At 66.8% G+C, this 22,655-nt stretch carries 22 protein-coding genes; 9 read left to right on the top strand and 13 right to left on the bottom strand.

The features are described 5' to 3' along the window. Positions 1-9: 9 nt before the first annotated feature. The 3 genes from RHOSA_RS0114115 to RHOSA_RS0114125 all read right to left on the bottom strand — a co-directional run bounded on the left by RHOSA_RS0114115 (position 10) and on the right by RHOSA_RS0114125 (position 3,086). Complete coding sequence (locus tag RHOSA_RS0114115) at positions 10-798, bottom strand: SDR family NAD(P)-dependent oxidoreductase (RefSeq protein ID WP_027289179.1); 789 nt, start codon at positions 796-798, stop codon at positions 10-12. Then, entirely contained in the window at positions 792-2,342 is a 1,551-nt protein-coding gene (locus tag RHOSA_RS0114120) for a cryptochrome/photolyase family protein (RefSeq protein WP_027289180.1), read from the bottom strand. Before RHOSA_RS0114120 ends, RHOSA_RS0114115 begins: the two co-directional genes overlap by 7 nt. Before the next feature lie 132 nt (positions 2,343-2,474). Beyond that, positions 2,475-3,086: a YceI family protein gene (locus RHOSA_RS0114125; RefSeq protein ID WP_027289181.1), complete on the bottom strand. Its 612-nt coding sequence runs from the start codon at positions 3,084-3,086 to the stop codon at positions 2,475-2,477. A 200-nt stretch (positions 3,087-3,286) separates the two neighbouring features. On the opposite strand from RHOSA_RS0114125, the gene RHOSA_RS0114130 reads away from it, so the two are divergent. Genes RHOSA_RS0114130 through RHOSA_RS0114145 form a run of 4 tightly spaced genes read left to right on the top strand, consistent with a single transcriptional unit; the run spans position 3,287 to position 6,685 of the window. Then, complete coding sequence (locus tag RHOSA_RS0114130; protein WP_027289182.1) at positions 3,287-4,264, top strand: zinc-dependent alcohol dehydrogenase; 978 nt, start codon at positions 3,287-3,289, stop codon at positions 4,262-4,264. Between the two features lie 48 nt (positions 4,265-4,312). Then, a complete protein-coding gene (locus tag RHOSA_RS0114135) occupies positions 4,313-4,726 on the top strand; it encodes a 6-pyruvoyl trahydropterin synthase family protein (protein ID WP_027289183.1) in 414 nt (137 codons plus the stop codon). Between the two features lie 19 nt (positions 4,727-4,745). Next, positions 4,746-5,795 carry a glycosyltransferase family 4 protein gene (locus RHOSA_RS0114140; protein ID WP_027289184.1) on the top strand — a complete coding sequence of 350 codons (1,050 nt, stop codon included), beginning with the start codon at positions 4,746-4,748 and terminating at the stop codon, positions 5,793-5,795. Further along, the gene (locus tag RHOSA_RS0114145) at positions 5,795-6,685 is read left to right on the top strand and encodes a class I SAM-dependent methyltransferase (protein ID WP_051432159.1); all 891 of its coding nucleotides are present in this window, start codon (positions 5,795-5,797) and stop codon (positions 6,683-6,685) included. Before RHOSA_RS0114140 ends, RHOSA_RS0114145 begins: the two co-directional genes overlap by 1 nt. Positions 6,686-6,780: 95 nt before the next feature. Here RHOSA_RS0114145 and RHOSA_RS0114150 read toward each other — a convergent pair whose 3' ends face one another. The 5 genes from RHOSA_RS0114150 to RHOSA_RS0114170 form a co-directional block, all read right to left on the bottom strand. After that, positions 6,781-7,785, bottom strand: coding sequence for an aldo/keto reductase (locus tag RHOSA_RS0114150; protein ID WP_037256393.1), 1,005 nt, complete (start codon positions 7,783-7,785; stop codon positions 6,781-6,783). Between the two features lie 117 nt (positions 7,786-7,902). Then, on the bottom strand, positions 7,903-8,691 hold the full coding sequence (locus tag RHOSA_RS0114155) for a RibD family protein (RefSeq protein ID WP_037256395.1): 789 nt from the start codon (positions 8,689-8,691) through the stop codon (positions 7,903-7,905). Then, on the bottom strand, positions 8,688-9,518 hold the full coding sequence (locus tag RHOSA_RS0114160; protein WP_027289188.1) for a creatininase family protein: 831 nt from the start codon (positions 9,516-9,518) through the stop codon (positions 8,688-8,690). The genes RHOSA_RS0114155 and RHOSA_RS0114160 overlap by 4 nt, the downstream gene beginning before the upstream one ends. Then, on the bottom strand, positions 9,515-10,393 hold the full coding sequence (locus tag RHOSA_RS22645) for a polyphosphate kinase 2 family protein (RefSeq protein ID WP_051432160.1): 879 nt from the start codon (positions 10,391-10,393) through the stop codon (positions 9,515-9,517). The genes RHOSA_RS0114160 and RHOSA_RS22645 overlap by 4 nt, the downstream gene beginning before the upstream one ends. After that, entirely contained in the window at positions 10,390-10,743 is a 354-nt protein-coding gene (locus RHOSA_RS0114170; protein ID WP_027289189.1) for a TraR/DksA family transcriptional regulator, read from the bottom strand. The genes RHOSA_RS22645 and RHOSA_RS0114170 overlap by 4 nt, the downstream gene beginning before the upstream one ends. 137 nt (positions 10,744-10,880) lie before the next feature. On the opposite strand from RHOSA_RS0114170, the gene RHOSA_RS0114175 reads away from it, so the two are divergent. The 3 genes from RHOSA_RS0114175 (at position 10,881) to RHOSA_RS0114185 (ending at position 13,776) form a co-directional block, all read left to right on the top strand. Continuing rightward, a complete protein-coding gene (locus tag RHOSA_RS0114175; protein ID WP_027289190.1) occupies positions 10,881-11,654 on the top strand; it encodes an SDR family NAD(P)-dependent oxidoreductase in 774 nt (257 codons plus the stop codon). A gap of 199 nt (positions 11,655-11,853) precedes the next feature. Further along, positions 11,854-13,446: a peptide chain release factor 3 gene (locus tag RHOSA_RS0114180; protein ID WP_051432496.1), complete on the top strand. Its 1,593-nt coding sequence runs from the start codon at positions 11,854-11,856 to the stop codon at positions 13,444-13,446. A 120-nt stretch (positions 13,447-13,566) separates the two neighbouring features. Continuing rightward, a complete protein-coding gene (locus RHOSA_RS0114185; RefSeq protein WP_027289192.1) occupies positions 13,567-13,776 on the top strand; it encodes a hypothetical protein in 210 nt (69 codons plus the stop codon). 367 nt (positions 13,777-14,143) lie between these two features. Here the strand turns inward: RHOSA_RS0114185 and metH are convergent, their stop codons facing one another. From metH to RHOSA_RS22650, 5 genes are all read right to left on the bottom strand, one after another. Continuing rightward, positions 14,144-17,719 carry a methionine synthase gene (metH, locus tag RHOSA_RS0114190; protein WP_027289193.1) on the bottom strand — a complete coding sequence of 1,192 codons (3,576 nt, stop codon included), beginning with the start codon at positions 17,717-17,719 and terminating at the stop codon, positions 14,144-14,146. 3 nt (positions 17,720-17,722) lie between these two features. Then, a complete protein-coding gene (gene metF / locus RHOSA_RS0114195; protein WP_027289194.1) occupies positions 17,723-18,601 on the bottom strand; it encodes a methylenetetrahydrofolate reductase [NAD(P)H] in 879 nt (292 codons plus the stop codon). 4 nt (positions 18,602-18,605) lie between these two features. Further along, positions 18,606-19,598: an ArsR/SmtB family transcription factor gene (locus RHOSA_RS0114200; RefSeq protein WP_027289195.1), complete on the bottom strand. Its 993-nt coding sequence runs from the start codon at positions 19,596-19,598 to the stop codon at positions 18,606-18,608. A gap of 698 nt (positions 19,599-20,296) precedes the next feature. After that, positions 20,297-20,749 (bottom strand): hypothetical protein, encoded by a 453-nt coding sequence (locus RHOSA_RS0114205; RefSeq protein WP_156092744.1) that lies wholly within the window; start codon positions 20,747-20,749, stop codon positions 20,297-20,299. A gap of 111 nt (positions 20,750-20,860) precedes the next feature. Beyond that, entirely contained in the window at positions 20,861-21,118 is a 258-nt protein-coding gene (locus tag RHOSA_RS22650) for a DUF1289 domain-containing protein (protein ID WP_037256398.1), read from the bottom strand. Between the two features lie 492 nt (positions 21,119-21,610). Between RHOSA_RS22650 and RHOSA_RS0114220 the strand changes: the two genes are divergently transcribed. Further along, positions 21,611-22,378, top strand: a complete 768-nt coding sequence (locus tag RHOSA_RS0114220) for an SDR family NAD(P)-dependent oxidoreductase (protein WP_027289198.1) — start codon at positions 21,611-21,613, stop codon at positions 22,376-22,378. Between the two features lie 33 nt (positions 22,379-22,411). Beyond that, positions 22,412-22,651: a superinfection immunity protein gene (locus tag RHOSA_RS22655; protein WP_037256400.1), complete on the top strand. Its 240-nt coding sequence runs from the start codon at positions 22,412-22,414 to the stop codon at positions 22,649-22,651. Positions 22,652-22,655: the final 4 nt, after the last annotated feature.

Here is a 22,655-nt window from a genome sequence, read left to right on the forward strand (position 1 = left end):
ACGGCCTCCTTACTCGGCGCCCTGGTGCTTGGGCACCATGCGGGCGGTCAGCTTGAACAAGACAGCGTAGGGCAGAATCCGCAGCAGCTTCATGATCATGGCGAACCGCCAGGGAAACACGATCTCGAACTTGTCGCTGTCCAACTGCCGGCGGAACGAGGCGACGGCATCCTCCAACTCCATCAGCATGGGCATGTTGAAGTCGTTCTGGTCGGTGAGCGGCGTGCGCACGAAGCCCGGATTCACCAGCTGCAAGGTCACTCCGGTCCCGGCTAACTCGGGGCGCAGCGACTCGCACATGTTGATCACGCCCGCCTTGCTGGCGCCGTAGCCGGCCGCCGTCGGCAGCCCCCGGTAGCCGGCGACCGAGGCAACCACGGCGATCCGCCCGGCCCCACGGTCGATCAGGCGGGGCAACAGCGCTTCCAGCGGATAGGCCTGACCCATCACATTCAGGTTCAGGAGTTTCTGCACCGCACCGGCGTCGAACGCCCGCGCGCTGATCGGCTGGTGCGTACCGGCGGTCAGCACCGTGAGCGCGATCGCACCGTACTCGCGCTCGATGTCTTCGACCGCCTCGCGCACAGCCTTTGCGTCGGTCACGTCGAGCGGAACGGGCACGACCGCGCCCGCCATGTCGCGGGCCTCCTCGGCCATCTTGTCCAGCTCGCCCTGGCGTCTGGCGGAGGCGCAGACCTGCCAGCCTTCGCTGGCCAGCTGCATGGCGAGCCCGCGGCCGATGCCGCTGGACGCGCCGGTGATCCAGGCGATCCCCTGGGATGGGTGCGGGGCTACCATTCGCCCTCCTCGGCGTAATCGATTGAATTCAGGAACGTCTCCGCCTGCTGACGCAGGGCCTGCAGCTTCTCGGGCTGCATCTTCTTCAGCGTCGCGTAGGGCATGCTCATGCGCGGGTTGCCCTCCAGCTTGTCGCGGTTGCGGTCGATGAAGTCCCAGTAGAGCGCATTGAACGGACAAGCATCAGGGCCCGTCTGTTGCTTCACGTCGTAGCGGCAATGCCGGCAGTAGTCCGACATCCGGTCGATATACTTACCGCTCGCGGCGTAGGGCTTGCTGCCCAAGACCCCACCGTCGGCATATAGCGCCATGCCGGTGACGTTCGGCAACTCCACCCATTCATAGGCATCGGCGTACACCACCAGATACCAGTAGTTCACCGCACGCGGATCGAGTCCGGCCACAAGCGCGAACACGCCCGTGACCATCAGCCGCTGGATATGGTGGGCGTAGGCCTCCGTACGGGTCTGCTCGACCACCTCGTGGATACAGCGCATATCGGTCTTGCCGGTCCAGAAAAAGCGCGGCAACGGCCGTGTGGCGTTCAGCCGGTTCTCCTGCGCGTAGCCCGGCATCTTCAGCCAGTAGATGCCGCGAACGAACTCGCGCCAGCCCAGGATCTGGCGGATGAATCCCTCGACCGCGTTGAGCGGCGCGTGGCCGTCGCGGTACGCCTTTTCCGCCCGCGCGCAAACCGCATAGGGGTCGAGCAAGCCGCAGTTCAGGTACGCGCCGATTTGGGCATGGAACAGCAGCGGCTGGCCGACCTTCATGGCATCCTGATAGTCACCGAAGCTGGGCAGCTTGTCGCGCACGAACGCCTCGAACGCCTGCTCCGCCTGCTCGGCCGTGACCGCGTAGTCGAAGCCATCGACCGCCCCGAAATGGTGGCCGAAGCGCGCGCGCACCAGATCGACCACCTCGCGCGTGATCGCATCCGGCTGGAAACGCCGTCGATCCGGCGTGCCAAGCGCGTCCGGCGCAGCCTTGCGGTTGTCCTGATCGTAGTTCCATCGCCCGCCGGTCGGCTGGCCATCGGCCTCGATCAGAAAACCGGTCGCCCGGCGCATCTCCCGATAAAAGAACTCCATGCGCAGCGACTTGCGTCCGCGCGCCCACTGTTCGAACCCATCGGTGGAACAGAAGAAGCGGTCGTCGGCGCGCAACTCGACCGGTACGCCGCAAACCTCCGACCAGCCCTGCATCTCCTGCGCCAGACGGTGTTCCTGCGCCGAAACCGCGATCACGCGCTCGGGCGCGACACGCGTCACCGCACGGACGACCTCGCCGGTCAGATCGCCCGCGTTGTCGGGATCATCGAGCTTGGTGTAGGCGACCGCGATCCCCTCGCCTTCCAACTGCTGGGCGAAGTGGCGCATGGCCGAGAAGATCAGCGCGATCTTCTTCGGGTGATGGCGAACGTAGGTCGCCTCCGCCATCACCTCGGCCAGCAGCACCGTGTCGGCGTCGGGATCAAGGTCCTGCAAGCTCGCCAGTCCGCGCGAGAGCTGGTCGCCCAGGACGACGCGCAGCGTGCCGCCCATGCCCTATGGCCTCGGGCGCTTTAGCATGCCGCCGGCGGGGGACCTGGGCGAGATCGGACGGGGGTCGGTCATGCCCCCTATACGCGCCGCACCGACTGCTGGATTGCCGCGCGACCTCCCGGGACGCGCGCCCTACTCCTCCTTCGGCTGGCGGATGCCCTCGAACTCGATGATCAGCTCGATTTCGTCGCCGACCAGGCCGTTGTCGACGGCGTAGGTCATGCCGTATTCGCTGCGCTGCACCGTGCCACGGGCGGAGATGCCGATGGCGTAGTGTCCATCCCCGAAGGGATAGGTCCGGCCGCCTTCGTACGTGACATCGAGGGTGAGCGGGTGCGTCTCACCCAGCAGCGTGAGCTCGCCATGGATCTTGCCGCTGTTCTCGCCGGTGACCTCCGCCTCATCGGCCGTGAAGGTCATCGTCGGATACTCCTGGACGTTCAGAAAGTCGGTGCCGCGTAGGTGGTTGTCGCGCGCCTCATGATTGGTGAACACGCTGTCGGTCTGCACCGTGATCTCGACGTCGGAGAGGGTCTGGGCTTCCGCGTCGTAGGTGAAGGAACCACTGGCTTCACGGAACATACCGACCGTGTCAGCGAGGCCCAGGTGATGGACCATGAAGACGATGGCGAAGTGCTCAGGGTCCACCTGGTACTGGCGCGGCTCTGCCTTGGCGGGCTGCAGCGCAACCAGACCGGCGACTGCGGCAATCGCAAGCACGGCGGCGAAACGGCGGAAGGTCATCTGTTTCGATCCCTTTTGACGTGAGGCTTCCCTGGCGTGAGCGTTCTTTGGTTGTGGCGCAGCGGTCCGTGGCCAGAGGCCGCACCCGCACACTGCGACGCTACAGAGCTCGGGCGGGCTGCGTCGATTGACAAGGTCGTGACCGAGCTTACCTTCGCGCGGGCTTTTTCCGCCGTACCGACCGGAGCGCGACCACTCCCATGACCCAGGCGCAGGCCTTCTGGACCACCGCCAAAATGCAGGGCGAATTGCGCGGCGAGACGCTGCCGCCGCCGGGCGACGACGAGGTGCTGGTTCGCGCCCTCTACAGCGGCATCAGTCGTGGCAGCGAGGCGCTGGTATTTGCCGGCCACGTCCCGGAGAGCGAACGCACGCGCATGCGCTGCCCCTTCCAGGCCGGCGATTTCCCATTTCCGGTCAAGTACGGCTACGCCAGTGTCGGACTGGTCGAGCAGGGCCCGGCGGCCCTGCAAGGCCAGGTGGTGTTCTGCCTCTATCCGCATCAGGACCGCTACGTCGTCCCGGCCGATGCCGTGATCCCATTGCCCGACGACCTGAGCACCAAACGCGCAGTGCTGGGCGCGAACGCGGAGACGGCGCTGAACGCGCTATGGGACGGCGCCCCGCGCGTGGGCGACCGGATCGCGGTCGTCGGCGCCGGCGTCGTCGGCTGCCTGGTCGCGGCGCTCGCCGCGCGCATCCCAGGCACGCAGGTACAATTGATCGACGTCGATCCGAAAAAGGAGACGACGGCGCGCGTGCTGGACGTGCCGTTCGCCACCCCGGACAACGCCACGGGCGGTTGCGACCTGGTGGTCCACGCCACGGGCACGGGCGCGGGGCTCGGCACCGCGATCGCTCTCGCCGGGTTCGAGGCAACGCTGCTGGAGCTGTCCTGGTACGGGGCCGGCGACGTGCCAGCCCCACTTGGCGGCGCATTCCATTCCCAGCGATTGACGCTACAGTCGTCCCAGGTAGGCGCGGTATCGTCCGCCCGCCGGGCGCGCTGGACACACAAGCAGCGTCTGACGAAAGCACTTGAACTGCTCCGCGATCCCATGTTCGGCCATCTGGTCAGCGGGGAAAGCCGGTTCGACGAGCTGCCGCGAACCATGCAAACCTTGGCAGGGGACCCACCGGCGGGCACGCTGTGCCACCGGATCGCCTACCCCGCGTGACGCCAGTCCCCGCCGCTCACGCCTGATAGACGGGACGAACGGAAAAGCATGTTTTCAGTCACCGTGCGCGACCGCTTCATGATCGCCCACTCCTTCCGGGGCGAGACCTTTGGCCCTGCGCGCAACCTGCATGGCGCCACCTACGTCGTGGATTGCGAGTTCCGCTGCCCGACCCTGGACCGTGACGGGCTCGCCGTCGACATCGCCGCGGCAAGCGACCTGCTGAACGAGGTCGTCGGCGGCCTGCACATGCGCAACCTCGACGAGGCCAGCGAGTTCGAAGGCCAGAACACGACGACCGAGTTCCTGGCCAAAACGATCTACGACCGTCTTGCCTCAAGGATCGAGCACGGTGCGCTCGGCCCCGAGCAAGGCGGCCTGGTCGCGCTGAAGGTCACGCTGGGGGAATCCGACATCGCCTGGGCCAGTTACGAGGGTCCTCTCCCGGCCACGTTGGGCTAGGCCGGAGGAAGCAGCGCCGATGGCCGATCTCCACTTCGTCGTCCCAGGCAACCCGGACACCCATACCGGCGGCTTCATCTACGACCGCCGAATGGTGGAAGAGCTGCGCAAGCTGGGGCTGACGGTCGAATTGCACAGCCTGCCCGACGGTTGGCCCTATCCCGGCTTTCAGGCCGTCGACGCTGCCGAGCACCTATTGGCGCGTTTGCCCGACGGCGCGCGGGTGATCATCGACGGGCTGGCGCTCGGCGTGCTGCCGCGCCTTGCGGAGCGGGAAAGCGAACGTTTGCGGCTGATCGCGCTGGTGCACCACCCGCTGGCGGAAGAGACCGGCCTCGACGCCGGCGAGTCCAGGCGTCTGTTCGAAAGCGAGCACACGGCGCTCAGTCACGTCCACCACGTGATCGCGACCAGCGCGTTCACGGCGCAAGGGTTGGTCGACTACGACGTCACGCAGGAGCGCATGAGCGTGATCCCGCCGGGGGTGGAATCGCACGAACTGGCGGAGGGCAGCGGGCGTGCCGCGCCGGCGCTGCTGTGCGTCGCCTCCGTGACGCCGCGCAAGGGCCATGACGTGTTGCTGAACGCGCTGTCGCTCCTGACCGCACGGCCCTGGACACTCGACCTCGTCGGCAGCGAGACGATGGACACCCGCCACGCCCAGCAGATGCGTCGGCTGGTAGCGGAGCTCGGCCTGACTTCGCGCGTCATCTTTCGCGGCGAGCTGTCGGGCCGCGCGCTGGATGCGGCCTATCATACCTGCGATCTGTTCGTGCTCGCGTCGCACTACGAGGGCTACGGCATGGTCCTGACCGAAGCGGTCGCGCGCGGCCTGCCGGTGGTCGCCACCGCCGGCGGCGCGGTGCCCGACACCCTGCCGGAAGGCGCAGGCTTGCTTGCCCCACCGGGCGATATCGAAGGGCTGGCGGCCGCGCTGGACCGGGTGCTGGGCGCACCGGAGCTGTTCGCCCAGTTGGCCGAGGGCGCCCGGGAGGCCCGCGAGCGCCTGCCAAGCTGGGCCGACAGCGCACGTCAATTGGCGAGCGATCTGGAACAGGTCGGCCCCTGATGGTGGGGGACGCGTTCGAGGCCAATTGGCTGGACCTGCGCGAGCCGGTCGATTCCGAATCCCGCGCCCGCCCGTTGGAACGGCTACTGACTCAACATCTGCGCGGGCGCGAGCGCCTGGAAATCACGGATCTGGGAGCGGGTACCGGCAGCAATCTGCGCCATCTGGCCCCGCGCCTGACAGACTCGCGCGGCGTCCAGCAGCATTGGACCCTGCTGGATGCCGATACCGCCTTGCTGAGCGACGTGCCCGCCCGCACCCGTAGCTGGGCGCAGGCGCGCGGCTATACCGTCGTCGATCAGAACGAGGGCCTTGAGATCACGGGCCGGGCGGAAGCGCCCTTCACCCTCGACATCGCCCCCCGGCAAGCGAACCTTCAGGCCGACCCCTTGCCGGTCGCACGGGCCGATCTGGTCACCGCCTCTGCCCTGCTCGATCTGGTGTCTCGGGATTGGCTACAGGCATTCGCCCAGCGGCTGTGGGAGATCGGCGCGGCGGCGCTGATCGCGCTCAGCTACGACGGCCATATCGCCTGGCAGCCACAGGTCGCGGGCGACGAGGAGGTGATGCGCTTGGTCAATCAACACCAACGCGGCGAGAAGACCTTCGGCACCGCGCTGGGGCCCGACGGCGGTGCTGTCGCGGCGGCGGAACTGGAAGCCGCCGGCTTCGAGCTCGAGACCGCGCAAACCCCCTGGCGCCTGGGCCCAAGCGATCAGGCCCTGCAGCAGCACTTGCACGCCGGCTGGGCCGCCGCGGCAAGCGAGACGGCGCCCCACCGCGCCGAGGCGATCCGCGCCTGGCTGGAACGGCGGATCGACCTGCTGGAGAGCGGTCAGGGCCAGGTCACCGTTGGCCATCTGGACGTGCTGGCACTGCCACCGGGTTAATGCTCGGTGGCCTGTCGCGGCGGTGCTCCGCGGCACCAGCAGACATTGCCCCTCTACCCGCCAGGGCAGAGGGGCACGGACTGTTTCCGTCTCTCTTAGGCAGCTTTCTCATCGCGGGCCGGGGGTGCCATGAACTCCGGACCAACCGGATCGGTCACGGTGTCGGCCACGATGCGATCGATTTCGCTCAGGTCGTCCTGAGTGAGTGTGATGTCGTCAACATCGGCCAGGGCATCCAGCTGATCCGGCCGGCGTGCGCCCCACAGCGCGACGCCCACACCCGGCTGCGCCAGCACCCAGGCGAGCGCCAGGTGGATCGCCCGCTTGCCGAACCGCTCCTGGGCGAAGGCGTCCAGCTTGTTGACCGCCTCGACATACTGCGGGAACCGCGCGGCCTGGAACTTCGGGTCCGCATTGCGCAGATCGTCGCCCTCGAACGTCTGATCCGCCGTCATCTTGCCGCTCAGCAGCCCACGGCACAAAGCGCCGTAGGTCAGGGTCGTCAGCCCCTGCTCGCGCACGTACGGCAAAACGTCATTCTCGATGCCGCGCTCGAACAGGTTGTAGGGCGGCTGCACGACGCTGAGCGGTGCCTCCTTGCGGAAGCGATCCAACTGCTCGGGCGAGAAGTTGGAGACGCCGATCGCGCGGATTTTGCCGGCCTGCAGCGCATCCTTGAGCGCGCCGGCGGTCTCTTCCACCGGCACGTTCGGATCGGGCCAATGCACCTGCTCGATGTCGATCACATCGGTCTGCAGGCGCTGCAAGCTGTCGTCGATCTCTTGGCGGATGCGCTCGGGCCGGGCATCGCGGTAGGGCTGCGTGCCCGACCAGTTCAGCCCGCACTTGGTCGCCAGCACCACCTGTTCGCGCCGACGGCGCTCCCGCAGCGCCTCGCCGACGAAACGCTCGCTGGTGCCCATGCCATAGACCGGTGCGGTATCGACCAGGCTGATGCCCCGGTCGACAGCACTTTGCACGGTACGCACCGACTGTCCCTCGTCGGTACCGCCCCACATCCAGCCGCCGATCGCCCAAGTGCCAAGACCGATGCGCGTCGGCTGCAAATCGGTGCCTGGAATACGCGTGGTTGCCACCATGATCGGAGAGTCCTCCTTTGATCGCGGTTGCCTCTAGCGTCCAGGGGTACATGTGCGCTGCGCAACGGGGCTTCGCAACCGCAAGAAACCGGCACCGTCAGAACTACAGCCTGCGGCCTAGCCCCGCAGATCGCAGTCGAACAGGGTATCGGGGGACATCGCGAAGGTCCGCATGGGCGGCCGCCGGGCCTCCGACAGACGGGCGATTTCCGGCAAACTGACCGCAGCGCGGCCCGAGCCGATGATCAACGGCGCAACACAGATGTGCAGCCGGTCGAGAAGCTCCGCCGCCAGGAAGCGGGAGACGGTGACGCCACCGCCCTCGATCAGAACGTGATGCAGGCCACGCGCATGCAGATCGGCCAGGAGCGCGGCCGGATCGTAGCCATCCGGGCCGGCATCGAGCGCCGCGACCTCGGCCGCGCCCATAGGGACGTCGACGTTGGCGCCGCGATAGACCAAGGTCGGCGCCTGCCGGTCCTGAAACAGACGGTGGTCGGCGGTCAGCTGGCCGCGGCTATCGATCACGATACGCATCGGGTTGTCCCCGGCGCAGGCCCGTACGGTCAGCTGCGGATCGTCGTGCAGCACCGTCCCCGCGCCGACGACCACCGCGTCGACCAGCGCGCGCAAGCGGTGCAGATGGGTGCGATTCGCCTCGCCGGTGACGTAGTAGCTATCACCACCGGTGGTCGCGATCCGCCCGTCCAAGCTCTGCCCCAGCTGGCCGATCGTCAGCGGCCCGTCAGCCATTCGGTCGATCAGCGGCTGGTGCAGGGACACCAGCTCCTGCGCGGCGCTCGTGCGGCCGGGGGCGATCACCTGGTGCGGCCGCCCGGCGCGGGCGTTGGCGGCGGCATCCAGCAACGCGGGCCAGGCACGTTCCTGCGAACGACTGCTGGTCACGACCAGCTCCCGCCGGCACCGTCCAGCGGTCCATCGCGCAGGTTGGCGAGCGGGAAGCGCGCGACCTCCTCCACCAGTTCCGACAGGCAGCGGCCTACGTGCCGGACCATCCGCTTGCCCTTCTCCGCCTGCGCCTGGGTGGCGTCGCCGACCACGCCGGCCGGGTTCATGTCCTGCGCGGTCCAGCCGAAGGCGATCGGGCCTTCGGGACCCAGATGGCGATAATCGGCGGCCATCTGCAGCGACAGCGGCTCGAAGTTGTCCAGCGCTTCGGTGCGCACCAGATCGGGGCGCAGGTACAGCATCATCGACGTTTCGACCGCGCCGCCGTGAATGCCGTGGTCAAGCTCCTCGTCGTCGAACAGGTCATGCGGGACGCCGAAAGCGAAATAATTCGCCTTGACCGCCAGCATGCCGTGCGCACGGCGCAGGTCGAGCGCGACGATGTCGGCGATCTGCGGTTGACCGCCGTGGGTATTCAGGAAAATCAGCTTGCGCACGCCGGCCGCCGCGACACTTGCCCCCAGCTCGCGCCACACAGGGATCAGCGTCTCAGACGACAGCGCAAGCGTTCCCGGATAGGCCGAATGCTCGCCACTGTCTCCGACCGGCAGGGCGGGCAGCACCAAGAGAGAGGCGTCGTCGTCCAGCTGGCGGAGCGTCTCCGCCACGATCCCCTCGGCGATGCAGGCGTCGGTGTAGAGCGGCAAGTGCGGGCCGTGCTGTTCGATCGCACTGACCGGCAGCAGCGCGACAGTGCGCTCCGGGTCGACCTCGCCGAAGTCTTCGGTGGTCAGCTCGTGCCAATAGCCGCTGGGCAAGGTCATGCGGGTTTCGCGTCCGTCTGCACCTCCTCGGGCACGTGCAGGCCCAGGCGGCTTTCGGCCATTCCGGCAACTTCCGGGTCCAGGCGTGGTGGCGTCATCTCCAAGCCGTCGGACAGGCCCTCAAAGATCAGCTGCATCGCCCGCACCCGGGCGTATTTCTTGTCGTCGGCCGGAATGACGTGCCAGGGCGCACGTGTCGTCGAGGTGCGCTGAAGCATTTCCTCGATGGCCGCCTCGTAAGGCGCGCGCAGTTCCCAGTTGCGCAGGTCTGCCACGCCCAGCTTCCAGCGCTTCACCGGATCGTCCAGCCGCTTCTGGAAGCGGTGCAGTTGCACGCGCGGCGAGACGTTCAGGAAGATCTTCACCAGCCTTACGCCGTCATTCAACAGCATCTCCTCGAACTGTCGAATTTCCTCGAAGCCGCGTCGCCAGTCGACTTCCGGCGTCAGGCCCTCGACCCGTTCAACCAGAACGCGCCCGTACCAGGACCGGTCGAACACCGCCATCGCGCCGGGATCGGGCAACAGCGGCCAGAAGCGCGCCAGCCAGTGCTTGTTCTGCCATTCAGCTGTCGGGGGACCGATCGGGTGGAAGCGCGCCGCGCGCGGCTCCAGCACAGCAGCCATCCGGCGGATGATCCCGCCCTTGCCGGACGCGTCCCAGCCTTCCATCACCACCACCCCACGCGAGCGATGGGCGAGCTGGGCCAGTTGCAAGCGGCGCAGATCGTGCTGGCTTTCGATCAGCGCCTGGGTATAGCCACGGGAATCGTCGCGCGCGTGCCGGGTCGGCAGGTCGGCGAAGCGCGTCTCCGGTCCCGGAACCTCCTGAACGAGGTCGTGCTCGCGCCGCGTGTCACCCGACCCGCCCGTCATCGTGCGGCGCTTTCGGCGCAGTCGATGCAGGTCGGCGTCGCCGGATCGACCTCAAGGCGCTTGCGGCCGATCTCCTCGCCGCACGTGACGCAGGCGCCGTACTCGCCTTCCTCCAGACGCTTGAAGGCAGCCTGGATTCGAGTCAGCTCCAGCTGTCGCCGACGCTCGGCGGCCTTGGACATCTCCTGCCCCTGGATTGCGTCAATTCGGCTCAGACGCCCTTGGGTCGTCTGGTCGAGTTCGACCGTCTTCCGGGCTTCGGTGCCGCTCTCAGACACCTTTTCCAGCTCCGCCTTGCGCTGTTCCAGCAACTTGCGGAAGTACGCCGTATCGATCTCCGGTTCGTCCATAGGCTCGCAGGTCCACTCGCGCGTGTGCTAACTGCGCAAGTCTAGCCCATCTGCCGGCCAACACGACAAGATCGTATGGTTCTGGCCGGCCTCTTATAGAGCCACTCCAACAACCAAGTTCTCAGGGGACAGAACGAATGTTCGACATGACGGGAAAGGCTGCGCTGGTGACCGGCGGAGCCAGCGGCATCGGCTGGGCCTGCGCGCAGGCGCTGGCCGCCGCGGGCGCCAAGGTCGCTGTGGTCGACCGCGACAGCGATAACGGCAACAAGGCGGCCGACGCGCTGGCCGACGCCGGCGCCACCGCAACCTTCGTGGACGCGGAACTGAGCGACCCGGACCAGGCGCAGGGCGCCGTCGAAGCGGTCGAAAGCGCGTTCGGCCGACTGGACGCGGCCGTCAACGCCGCCGGCATCCTGGGTCCAACCGGCCCACTGCACGAGCTCGACCGCGACGCCTACAGGGCCGCGATGGCAAACAACCTGGACAGCGTGGTCTGGTGCCTGCAGCACGAGATCCCAGCGATGCTGCGCACGATCGACGCCGGCGGCGACGGCGGGGCGATCGTCAACATCTCCTCTTCCGCCGGACTCGTCGGCTTCCCGACCTGTCCGACCTATACCGCAAGCAAGCATGCGATTCTGGGACTGACCCGCACGGCCGCGATCGATTACGCCACTCAGGGTATACGCGTGAACGCGATCGCGCCCGGCGGCGTCGACACTCCGCTGATCCGCGCGACCACCTGCGCCACCCCCGAAGGCCAGGCGATGATCGAGGGCATGCACCCGATGCAGCGCCTCGCCCAGCCCGGCGAAATGGCCGGCCTCGCCCTCTACCTCTGCTCCCCCGCCGCCAGCTTCGTCACCGGCGCCGTCTTCCCCGCCGACGGCGGCTTGACCGCGCGGTAGAGGGCGAATCGGTCGCCCAACTTATCCCCTCTCCGCCCACGGGAGGAGAGGGGACGTAAGGCCCATCGTCGCTTCACTCAGCCACCCCACCGCGCCCCAAGCTTGCGCCCTACCCGCTCCCCGTCCCATATCAGGGCCAGCCCGAAAGACGAGACGACGACAGGAGAGCCCCTTGGCCGACGCAGCGCCGAACGTCCCCGTGGATGCCAGCAGCGCGCCGGATACGCCGGTCGGCCGCGCCGCGGCGAACCGGCGGACATTCGCCATCATTTCCCACCCGGACGCCGGCAAGACCACCCTGACCGAAAAGCTGCTGCTCCTGGGCGGCGCGATCCACATGGCCGGCCAGGTGAAGGCCCGCGGCGAGCGCCGACGCACCCGCTCCGACTGGATGCAGATCGAGCAGCAGCGCGGCATCTCGGTCACCACCTCGGTGATGACCTTCGAGTACGACGGCGTGACCTACAACCTGCTCGACACGCCAGGCCACGAGGACTTTTCGGAAGACACCTACCGCACGCTGACGGCCGTCGACAGCGCGATCATGGTGATCGACGCCGCGCGCGGCATCGAGAGCCAGACCCGCAAGCTGTTCGAGGTCTGCCGGCTGCGCGACGTGCCGATCGTCACTTTCGTCAACAAGATCGACCGGGAGGGCCGCGACCCCTTCGAGATCCTGGACGAAATCCAGGAGACGCTCGCTCTCGACACCGCGCCGATGAGCTGGCCGGTGGGCATGGGCGGCATCCTTTCCGGCGTCTATGACCTCGCCGGCCGGCGCTTCCTGCCCTATGCCAAACAGGGCGAACATCCCGAGCCGATCCAGGCGGAACCGTCCGACCTCGGCCAGTACGTGGCCGACGAGCAAGCCGCGCAGCTTGCCGAGGAAGCGGAGCTGGCGCAGGAGGCCTGCCCGCCGTTCGACCTGCAGGCCTATCGCGAGGGGCACCTGACGCCGGTCTTCTTCGGCTCCGCGTTAAAGGAGTTCGGCGTCGAGGAACTGCTGGCCAACCTGGGCAAGATCGCCCCCTCCCCGCGCACCCAGCCGGCGGAGCCCAAGCCGGTCGAACCGGCGAGCGAGAAGGTCAGCGGCTTCGTCTTCAAGGTCCAGGCCAACATGGACCCCAACCACCGCGACCGGATCGCCTACGTCCGCTTGGTTTCCGGCCACTTCAAGCGGGGCATGAAGCTGAAACAGGCACGCACCGGCAAGACCATGGCGGTGCACAACCCGATCATGTTCTTCGCCCAGGACCGCGACCTTGCCGAGGAAGCCTGGCCCGGCGACGTGATCGGCGTGCCCAACCACGGCACGCTGCGCGTGGGCGACACGCTGGTCGAAAGCGGCGACACCAAGTTCACCGGCATCCCCAACTTCGCGCCCGAGATCCTGCGCCGCGTGCGCCTGGACGACCCAATGCGCGCCAAGCACCTGAACCGCGCCTTGGAGGACTTGGCCGAGGAAGGCGTGACCCAGGTGTTCCGCCCGGTGATCGACAGTTCCTACATCGTCGGCGTGGTGGGGCAACTGCAGCTCGACGTGCTGGAGCAGCGCATCCAGAGCGAATACAACGTCAAGGCCCACTTCGAGCCGGCGCCGTTCGACACCGCCCGCTGGGTCAGTTGCGACGACGCCGACAAGCTGAAGCGCTTCCTGGACCGCAACCGCTCCGCGACCGCCCTGGACCGCGACGAAGCCCCGGTCTACATGGCCCGCAACTTCTGGGACCTCGGCCGTATCCAGGAGGACTGGCCGGACATCACCTTCTCGGCGACACGCGAGCGGACCTAAAGCGGGCAACGCGCTCGGGCGCGATACAACAAAAAAGCGATCTGGGCGCACTTGGGACTTCTTTAACCCAGGTTATATTCTATAGTGCCGGGGTCTGGTGGGAACAGCCAGGAGGGTCCTATGCGGCCAAGCGCGCCCGAACAACGACATCTGGCCACTTTGCGTGCAATCGCGCACCTGAAGCGGGGAACACACTGCGAGATCGATCCCCAACATGCCCGTGAATGCTGCGAGGCGGGCTGGGCCACCGTCGCGCCCGGGGACAACCAGTTCCACCTGACGGAAGCAGGCCGCGAACTGTTGGCCAAGGCCTCCGAACTAGAGAAGTGAACGCGCCCGTCCCGGCCGCGCCACCCCGTATTAAGTAAAAAAGTGCCCCGCCGTCCTTATTGTGCGGACGCGCGGGGCGCGTGAGGCTGGAGGCTGGGGTGCGAACCCGCTCGCACCCGACCCGACGGGTTCTGGCGCGAACCCCTCGGGCTACGCCCGGACGCCGGGGGAGCGACAAGGCCGCCTCAAAGCCGGGCGCCGCACAAAACCCGGCCAAGAGCTGGAAAGCGGCGGCCTGCCGCCCGCAATGGCGAAACAGCGTCCGGGACGTTCGCCGTCGTCTGTCGCCAAACCCGCCCGTCTTCCCGTTGCCGACGTCGCCCGGGCGCCCCGTAGCCCGAAGGCCACGAAGCGCCCGGCTTTTACGTCAGATCGAGAAGTACTTGGCGTGCTTGTTCAGCAGCACGAGCGCGCTCGTGCTCTGCTCCGGGTGCAGCTGGTCCTCGTCGGACATCTCCACGCCGATCTTGTCCGCGCCTAGAAGTTCCAGGAGCGGCTCCTGGCTCTTCAGGTCCGGGCACGCCGGGTAGCCGAAGGAGTAGCGGCTCCCCCGATAGTGCTGGTGCATCAGCTTATCGATGTCCTTGGCGTCCTCGCTGGCGAAGCCGCACTCCGCGCGGATGCGCTTGTGCACGTACTCCGCCATCGCCTCGGCCATCTCGACGCCCAGGCCGTGCAGGTAGAGGTAGTCCTGGTAGCGGTCCTCGTCGAACCACTGCCGGGCGACCTCGGAGACCTTCTGGCCCATCGTGACCACCTGCAGACCAATCACGTCACGGTTCTCCGGACCCTCGGAGATGTCGCGGACATAGTCGGCGATGCACTTGCGGTCCTTGCTGGGCTGCCGGGGCAACTTGAAGCGGTGCGCCTCGGTCTCGCCGTCGGGCTCGAACAGAACCAGGTCGTTGCCCTCGCCCGCGGCCTTCCAGTAGCCGTAGACCGCTTGCGGCAGCAGGATGTCCTGCTGTTCGCAGATGTCCATCATCCGCTTCATGATCGGCCGCAGCTCGGTCTTGGCCCATTTCATGTATTCGTTGAGCTTACGGCCCTGCTTCCGGTAGCCCCACTGGAACTGGTAGAGCATCCGTTCGTTCAGGTAGGGCAATACGGTCCGTGCGGGCACGCGGGCGAGCACGGTCGGCCCCCAGAACGGCGGCTCCGGCGGCGCTTCCTCGCCGGCCAACTCGATCCGGCGCTGACGCAGTTCCTCCGGGTCCATCGTGGCGTAGGCATCGTTGGCCGCCTGGGCTTCGCGCTCGCGGCGCTTCTTGCCCTTGTTGCCTTTCTCGCCACCGGACTTGCCCTGCTGGCCCTGGCCAGAGCTCGAGCCCGCGGAGGCCCCGTCGGTCCCGGTTGCCTGCTCCGCCTCGGCTTGCTGGCCGATCGTGCCCTTCTTGACCTTGTCCATCAGGGTCAGGCCGTCGAAGGCATCGCGGGCATAAGCGACCGCACCGCTCTCGTAGGCCTGGGCGCAGTCTTCCTCGACGTACTGCCGGGTCAGGGCAGCGCCGCCCAGGATCACCGGAACATTGAAGCCCTGGCGGGACATCTCCTCCAGGTTCTCGCGCATGATCACGGTCGATTTGACCAGCAGGCCGGACATCCCGACGGCGTCGGCATCGTGCTCCTCGACCGCCTTCATGATGTCGTTGAGCGGCTGCTTAATGCCGAGGTTCACGACCTTGTAGCCGTTATTGGTCAGGATGATGTCCACCAGGTTCTTACCGATGTCGTGGACGTCGCCCTTCACCGTGGCGAGCACGATCGTGCCCTTCTCCGAGCCTTCCTGCTTTTCCATGTGCGGCTCGAGATGGGAGACCGCCTGCTTCATCGTCTCCGCGGCCTGCAGGACGAACGGCAGCTGCATCTTGCCCGCGCCGAACAGCTCACCGACCTCCTTCATGCCGTTAAGCAGGTGGTTGTTGATGATGTCCAGCGGCTCGTAGCTCTGCAGCGCCTCGTCGAGGTCCTCTTCCAGGCCGTTGCGGTCGCCGTCGACGATCCGCTGGGCCAGCCGCTCGTCAACATTCTCGGAGCGCGCCTTGCTCTCCTGCGCCTCGCCTTCGCGGCCCTTGAACAGCTCGATGAAAGCGTGCAGGGGATCGTGGTTCTCGGTGCGGCGGTTATAGATCAGGTCGAGCGCCGCGTTGGCTTCCTCCTCCGGGATCGAATGCAACGGCTTGATCTTGGAGATGTGCAGGATCGCACCGGTCAGACCGCGCTGCTCGGCCTCGTGCAGGAACACCGAGTTCAGCACGTGACGGGCGACCGGGTTCAGGCCGAAGGAGATATTCGACAGGCCCAGGATCACCTGCGCATTGGGAATCTCCGCCCGGATCCGCTCGATCGCGTCCAGCGTGTTGATGCCGTGGTCGCGGTCCTCGTCGTTACCGGTGCAGATCGTGAAGGTCAGGGGGTCGAAGATCAGATCGCTTTCCGGCAGGCCGTGATCGGCCGCGAAATCGCGCAGGCGCTTGGCGATCTCGATCTTCTTGTCGACCTCCTTGGCCATGCCGTCTTCGTCGATCGTCAGCGCGATCACGCTGGCGCCGTACTTCTTGGCCAGCTTCAACCGCTCGGAGGGCGGCTCCTCGCCATCCTCGAAGTTGATCGAGTTGATCGCGCCCTTGCCGCCATAGAGCTTCATCCCCGCATCGAGGACCTTGAGCTCGGTGGAATCGAACACGATCGGCGGCGTGACCTGGCCGCGCAGCCGACTGATCACCTCCGACATGTCCGAGACCTCGTCACGGCCGACGAAGGCGGTGCAGACGTCGAGCGCGTGACTGCCCTCGCGCTGCTGCTCCTTGCCGATGTCGATGCAGGTGTCCCAGTCGTAGTTGTCCTGCGCCTCGCGGAAGCGCTTGGAGCCATTGGCGTTGCAGCGCTCGCCGATCGTCAGGACGGTGTTCTCCTGACGCAGCGGTACCTGCGTGTACAGGCTGGCCATCGCCGGCTCCCACTCGACCTGGCGGTCGGCCGGCTTGGGCCGGATGGCATCCTTGTCGCCCTGCTCCTGAGCGACCTCGCGCAGCATCTTGTCGAGCGCGCGCAGGTGCTCGCCGGTGGTGCCGCAGCAGCCGCCGATCACGTTGACCCCGTCCTCGGCGACGAAACGGCGCAGCCAGTCCGACAGCTCGCCCGCGGTCAGGGGATAGACGGTCTGGCCGTCCTTCAGTTCCGGCAGGCCGGCGTTCGGCTGGACCGAAATCTCCTTCGGCCAGTTCTCGCAGATCCACTGCAGGTGCTCGGCCATCTCCTGCGGCCCGGTGGCGCAGTTCATGCCCATCGTGTCGACATCGAGCGAGTCCAGGATCGTACCAGCCGCGGCGATGTCGGTGCCGACCAGCATGGTGCCGGTGGTCTCGACCGTGACCTGCACCATGATCGGCACGTCGCGCTTGAGCTTGCGCATCGCATTGCGGGCGCCGTTGACGGCAGCCTTGACCTGCAACGGGTCCTGGCAGGTCTCGATCAGGATCGCCGAAACACCACCGCCGATCAGCCCCTCGGCCTGATCGCCGAAGCCCTTCTCAAGGCTATCGTAGTCGATGTGATTCAGGGTGGGCAGCTTGGTACCAGGCCCGATCGAGCCGAGGACGAAGCGCTCACGCCCATCGCCATTGAATTCCTCAACGGTCGCCCAGGCCAGCTCAGCGGCCTTGCGGTTGATCTCCAGCGCTTGGTCCTGGAGATCGAACTCCGCCAGGGTGATCGAGGAGCCGCCGAATGAGTTGGTCTGAATGAGGTCCGAGCCCGATTCCAGGAAGCCGCGGTGAATCGTCTGCACCGCGTCCGGACGGCTCAGGTTGAGAATTTCCGTACAGTTCTCGGCCCCGCGGAAGTCGCGTTCCAGTTCGAGGTCGAGCGACTGCACCGCGGTCCCCATGCCGCCGTCGCACAGCAGCACACGGTTGCGGATGGCTTCGAGGAAGTCGCTCATGGTTTATGCGGCCTCCTTAAGGCGCGGCTTGACGCCCAGCCGACGGCAGACGGCATAGGTCAGCTCGGGTCGGTTGAGCGTGTAGAAATGGAAGTGGTGGACGTCCTCGCTGACGAGGCGGTTGCACTGGTCGGCCGCAACGGAAGCGGCGACCAGCTGCCGGGTCTCGGGATCGTCGTCCAGCCCGGCGAAGGTGTCCTCCAGCCACTGCGGAATCTTCGCACCGCAGCCGTGCGAGAAGCGCTTCACCTTGCCGAAGTTGAAGATCGGCATGATGCCGGGGATCAACGGCACGTCGATCCCGGCCTTGGCGCAGCGGTCGCGGAAACGCAGGAAATCGGACGTCTCGAAGAAATACTGCGTGACGATCCTGTCCGCGCCGGCATCAACCTTGCGCTTCAGGTTCTCGGTATCGGCCTGCTCGGAGGGGCTGTTCGGGTGCACCTCCGGATAGGCGCCGACCGCGATGCTGAACGGCGCGACCTCCTTCAACGCCGCGACCAGTTCGGCGGCGTGCTGGAAGCCGCCCGGGTGGGGCTGCCACTCGGTCTCGCCCTTCGGCGGGTCGCCGCGCAACGCAAGCACGTTGCGCACGCCCATCTCCCACCAGCGGTCCGCCTTCTCCAGAATCTCCTCCTTGCTCTGACCGACGCAGGTCAGGTGCGCGGTCGGAGTCTGGGTGGTCTTCTGCAGGATGTCGGCGACGATCCGCTCGGTCCGGTCCTGGGTCGATCCGCCGGCCCCATAGGTCACCGACAAGAAATCCGGCTCTAGCGGCGCCAGCTTTTCGACCGTATCCCACAGTCGGGCCTCGCCCTTGTCGTCAGCCGGCGGGAAAAACTCGAAACTGACCTTGATGTCGCCGTCTTGAAGCTTGCTCATGATCTCAGGCGCTCCCTGCTCGAGCCGTGATACGGCTGGTGTCTGAAGTCGTGTCGTTGGCGGCGTCGTTGGCCGGCCGGCGCCCGCTCCACAGGCACACGGTCAGCGAGCGTCCGGGCAGCCGGACCGGCTCGCCAGGCACCAACCCCACCGCGCGGAACCAACGTTCCAATTCGTCATCGGCGAAGCCGAGGCGGCGGTGCGCGTGCTGTTCGCGCAGGTACTCCTCATGGTGCGGGGCGAAGTCGACCACGATCAGCCGGCCGCCGGGGCGCAACGCACGCGCCGCTTCGGCAAGCGCGCCGACAGGATCGTCGGCATAGTGCAGCACCATGTGCACCGTAATAGTGTCGAACGACTCCCCGGGCGTGGGCAGGGCGTACATGTCGCCCTGCCGGATCTGGCAGTCGCGCAGGCCCGAACGTTCCAGGTTCGCCCGCGCCACCGCCAGCATCTCGCGCGAGCGATCGATGCCAACCGCGCGCTTGTAGCGGTCCGCGAAGACCTCGAGCATCCGCCCCGTTCCGGTTCCGATATCGAGCAATCGACCGACCTCGTCCTGCGGCACCAGACGCCGCAGCGCGGCCTCGACCTCGGTATCGTCGACGTAAAGTTTCCGCAGTTCGTCCCACTGCCGCGCGTTCTTACGGAAATAAGCGTCCGCGACCTCCGCCCGCTGACGCTTGACCGCCTCCAGGCGCTCCAGATCGCGGGCATGCGCCTCGTCGCCGTCGGGCAGCAGGTCGACCAGCAGGTTCGACAGCTTGGAAGCGGGGCCGTCCTGGGCGATCCGGTAGAAGGCCCACTGCCCTTCCCGGAACCGCTCCAGCAGCCGCGCCTCCACCATCAGCTTCAGGTGGCGCGACACCCGCGGCTGCGACTGCCCCAGGATCTGGGTCAGGTCGCTCACCGTCAGCTCGGCATGTGCGCACAGCCCCAGGATGCGCAGGCGCGTCGGCTCGGCCACGGCGCGCAAACCTTGCAGCAGATCGTCCATCGGCTCGGCTGCCCCTCTCTCGGTACGGGTTCCGGCGGCCCGCCCTGGGGCCACGCGCTAACTACATAACGATATCCTTATGTCGTTATGTCGTATCAGACCGCTGGAGTCAACATCGAGACACACCAAGCGGCTTTCGACAGGACGGGAAACGCGCGCCAAACGGCGCTTTTCGGCCGACAATAACGGCGCAGCCGAGGGTCCATTAACAGGACTTACGCACGACCGAGCGGAAAGTTCCCGCACACCCAACGCGCTGGCTGCATGGACCGGTCACACCGCAACGATGCAGCCCACGCCCTGCGGACAGCGATAAAACCGGGTATCGGCTGGAGAGACCATCCCCAGGGACCAGGGAGGTGGCTGACAGACCGCTTAAAACGACGAAACCCCGGACCCGGGGCTACCGGGACCGGGGTTTTGCGCGAGCGGTCCGACGCTTAGCGATGGCTCTCATGCTAGACAGCCAAGGCGCCCAAGGTCAGGAGCGCGATCGCGGCGACGTAGGAAACGCCGATCATGTTGAACGGGGTCATGGCGCGCGGGCTCCAAGCTATACGGTTGCGGTCAGCTTCTGTCCGCGTCGGGGATTTATCCCCCTACCGGACACGCGATATGTGCGCCGTTGGGGGCTGCACGACAACTGCAATCGCTGCCATCGAGCCCTGCCTCAATTGCATGGCTTTCAGTTAATCAGTTTAACGGTTTGCTGGCGATTTCTCCGATCCTTGCGCACCGCTCCCAGCATTCCGGGATAGCAGGCTTGCGACGAAGATCCGGCGATTATGGGCCGGCATCGTGCCATCGAGGCAAAGCCGCAGCAGCAGACAGGTCCGCGTGGCATCGCACGCCTGTCCGGGCGCCCGGCCGCCCAACTCACTCGCCAGGTCGCGGCCCATCGCGTTGATCCGCCATACCTCCCGGCCAACCTCGTCGACGTCGGAATCGAGGTAGCCAGCCGCGTGCAGCCCCGCAATGGCGTCGTCGATCCAGGCCGAATCGGCGTCGAAGCCAGGCGCCGCCAACCGCTGCATCCGGTCGCGCACCGCCGCTCCGCCGAGCGGCTGATCGTACACTGCCATCAGCACGGCGAGCGACAGCAAGTCGTGAGCATCTAGCGGTCGCTGCGGCGAGGGACACGCGTCGGACATGACACGTCCACGATACGTGGCTCGGCAGGGTCCTGCCCATAGCAAAATGCCACGCACCGGCGAACCGGCACATGGCATCGCCTGCCCTTTACGGCAGCTGATTGGCAGGCGTCAGGCGGGCTCGTTCTCCGGCAGCGGCTTCGCGCGAGCCTTGGCATGCTCGTGCCGGGCGATCAGCTTGCGGCCCTTCTTACTGTCCGGTTTGGCGTGCGTGTCCAGGATGCGCATCCACACTGCGTGCTTCTCCTGCGGGGTGAGCTTCTTCCAGCCCTTCTCCTCTGCCTTGGTCCGGCCGCAGGCCTTGCAAACTTTCTTCTTGTTGAACTCACAGACGTCGACACAGGGGTTCTTGGTCAGAAGACCGCTCATCGCCCTACCCCGCGACAGCCTGGAAAGCCGCCCCCGCGAGAACTACGAGCCCGAGCACGCCGATCATCGCGGTCGCCACGCGAACCCCTTCCCGACGGTCCGCAAGCCGCGTGGTGAGCTCCCGGCGGGCACGGCGCGCAGACAAGCGACGAGCCGCCTGCCGATCACTCTCATCTGTCCGCTGTTCGTAGGTTCCGTCTAGCGTTGCGGCCATGGCTTTCTCACGTTCCATCCCGGAAAGCCCCCACCCGCGACCGGTCAACGGGCCGGGTACTCTCGCCATTCGTCCCGGGCCAGCTGTAGCGCCAGCCCACCCATGCAAACAGGCAAGGTCGTTGGACCTCGCATCCTGTAACTGCACATCATTCTCAACTGCAGAGTACGCCGCGCCTCGTGAGACTGTCAATCATCCCAACACGTCGCACGCAGGTAACCTGACAGGGCCGCCGCCCCTCGGTTAGGCTCCGGGCAAACACGGCGGGAGGAACGGTCATGACGCTCGACGATCTGCACGGCAAACGGGTGCTGATCACCGGGGCCAGCACCGGGATCGGCGCGGCGGTGGCGCGGGCGTTCGGCGCCCAGGGCGCCCACGTCGGCGTGCACTACAACGCAAGCGCCGACCCCGCGCGGGCGGTTGTCCACGACATCGAGGCAGCCGGTGGGCGCGCCCATCTCTTACAGGCCGATGCACGCGACCCCGAAGCGATGCGCGGAATCGTCGCCGACTTTGCCGAAGCCGCGGGCGGGCTGGATGTCCTGATCAATAACGCCGGCGGCACGTACGGCCGCACGCCGATCGAAGAGATCGACGACGCGCACTACGACAGCCTGGTCGACCTGAACCAGCGTTCGGTCTTCGTCGCCAGCCAGGCCGCCGTCCCTCACCTGCGCGCGGCCGGTGGCGGGACGATCATCAACACCGTGTCGATCGCCGCGCGCTCGGGGGGCAGCGGGGGCATCGCCGTCTACGCTGGGACCAAGGGGTTCGTGGTGTCGTTCACCCGCGCGCTCGCCAAGGAACTGGCCGGCGACCGGATCCGCGTGAACGCGGTCAGCCCCGGCACGGTCGATACGCACTTCCACGAGGTCGCCTCGACCCCGCAGCAGTTGGAAAACGCCAAGGGCAAAATTCCGATGGGCCGTCTGGGAGACCCGGAAGACCTGACGGGGAGTTTCCTGTATCTCGCGAGCGAGACGCTGTCCGGTTACGTCACCGGACAGGTGATCGAGGTCAACGGCGGCGCGCTGCTGCGCTGAACGCGCGTTTGGAACAATCGGAGATTTGCCGCGATGCCCGTGGTCGAGTTCTACAGCGTGCTTTTGATCGCCCTGATGGGCTATCTGCTGCCCATCGGCGTGGCGGTCTTTTTCAAGCACCGACGCATGCGCCCGATCGTGCTGGTCAATATTTTCGCCGGCTGGACCGTGATCGGCTGGTTCATGGCGCTCGCCATGGCCTTCGCCGACCAGCCCGCTGGCCATGCCCGCCCGCGTGCGCCCGAACACCCGGAAGATGGGACGTCAGAATAGAGCG

The organism is Rhodovibrio salinarum DSM 9154, assembly GCF_000515255.1.
Lineage (GTDB): Bacteria > Pseudomonadota > Alphaproteobacteria > Kiloniellales > Rhodovibrionaceae > Rhodovibrio > Rhodovibrio salinarum.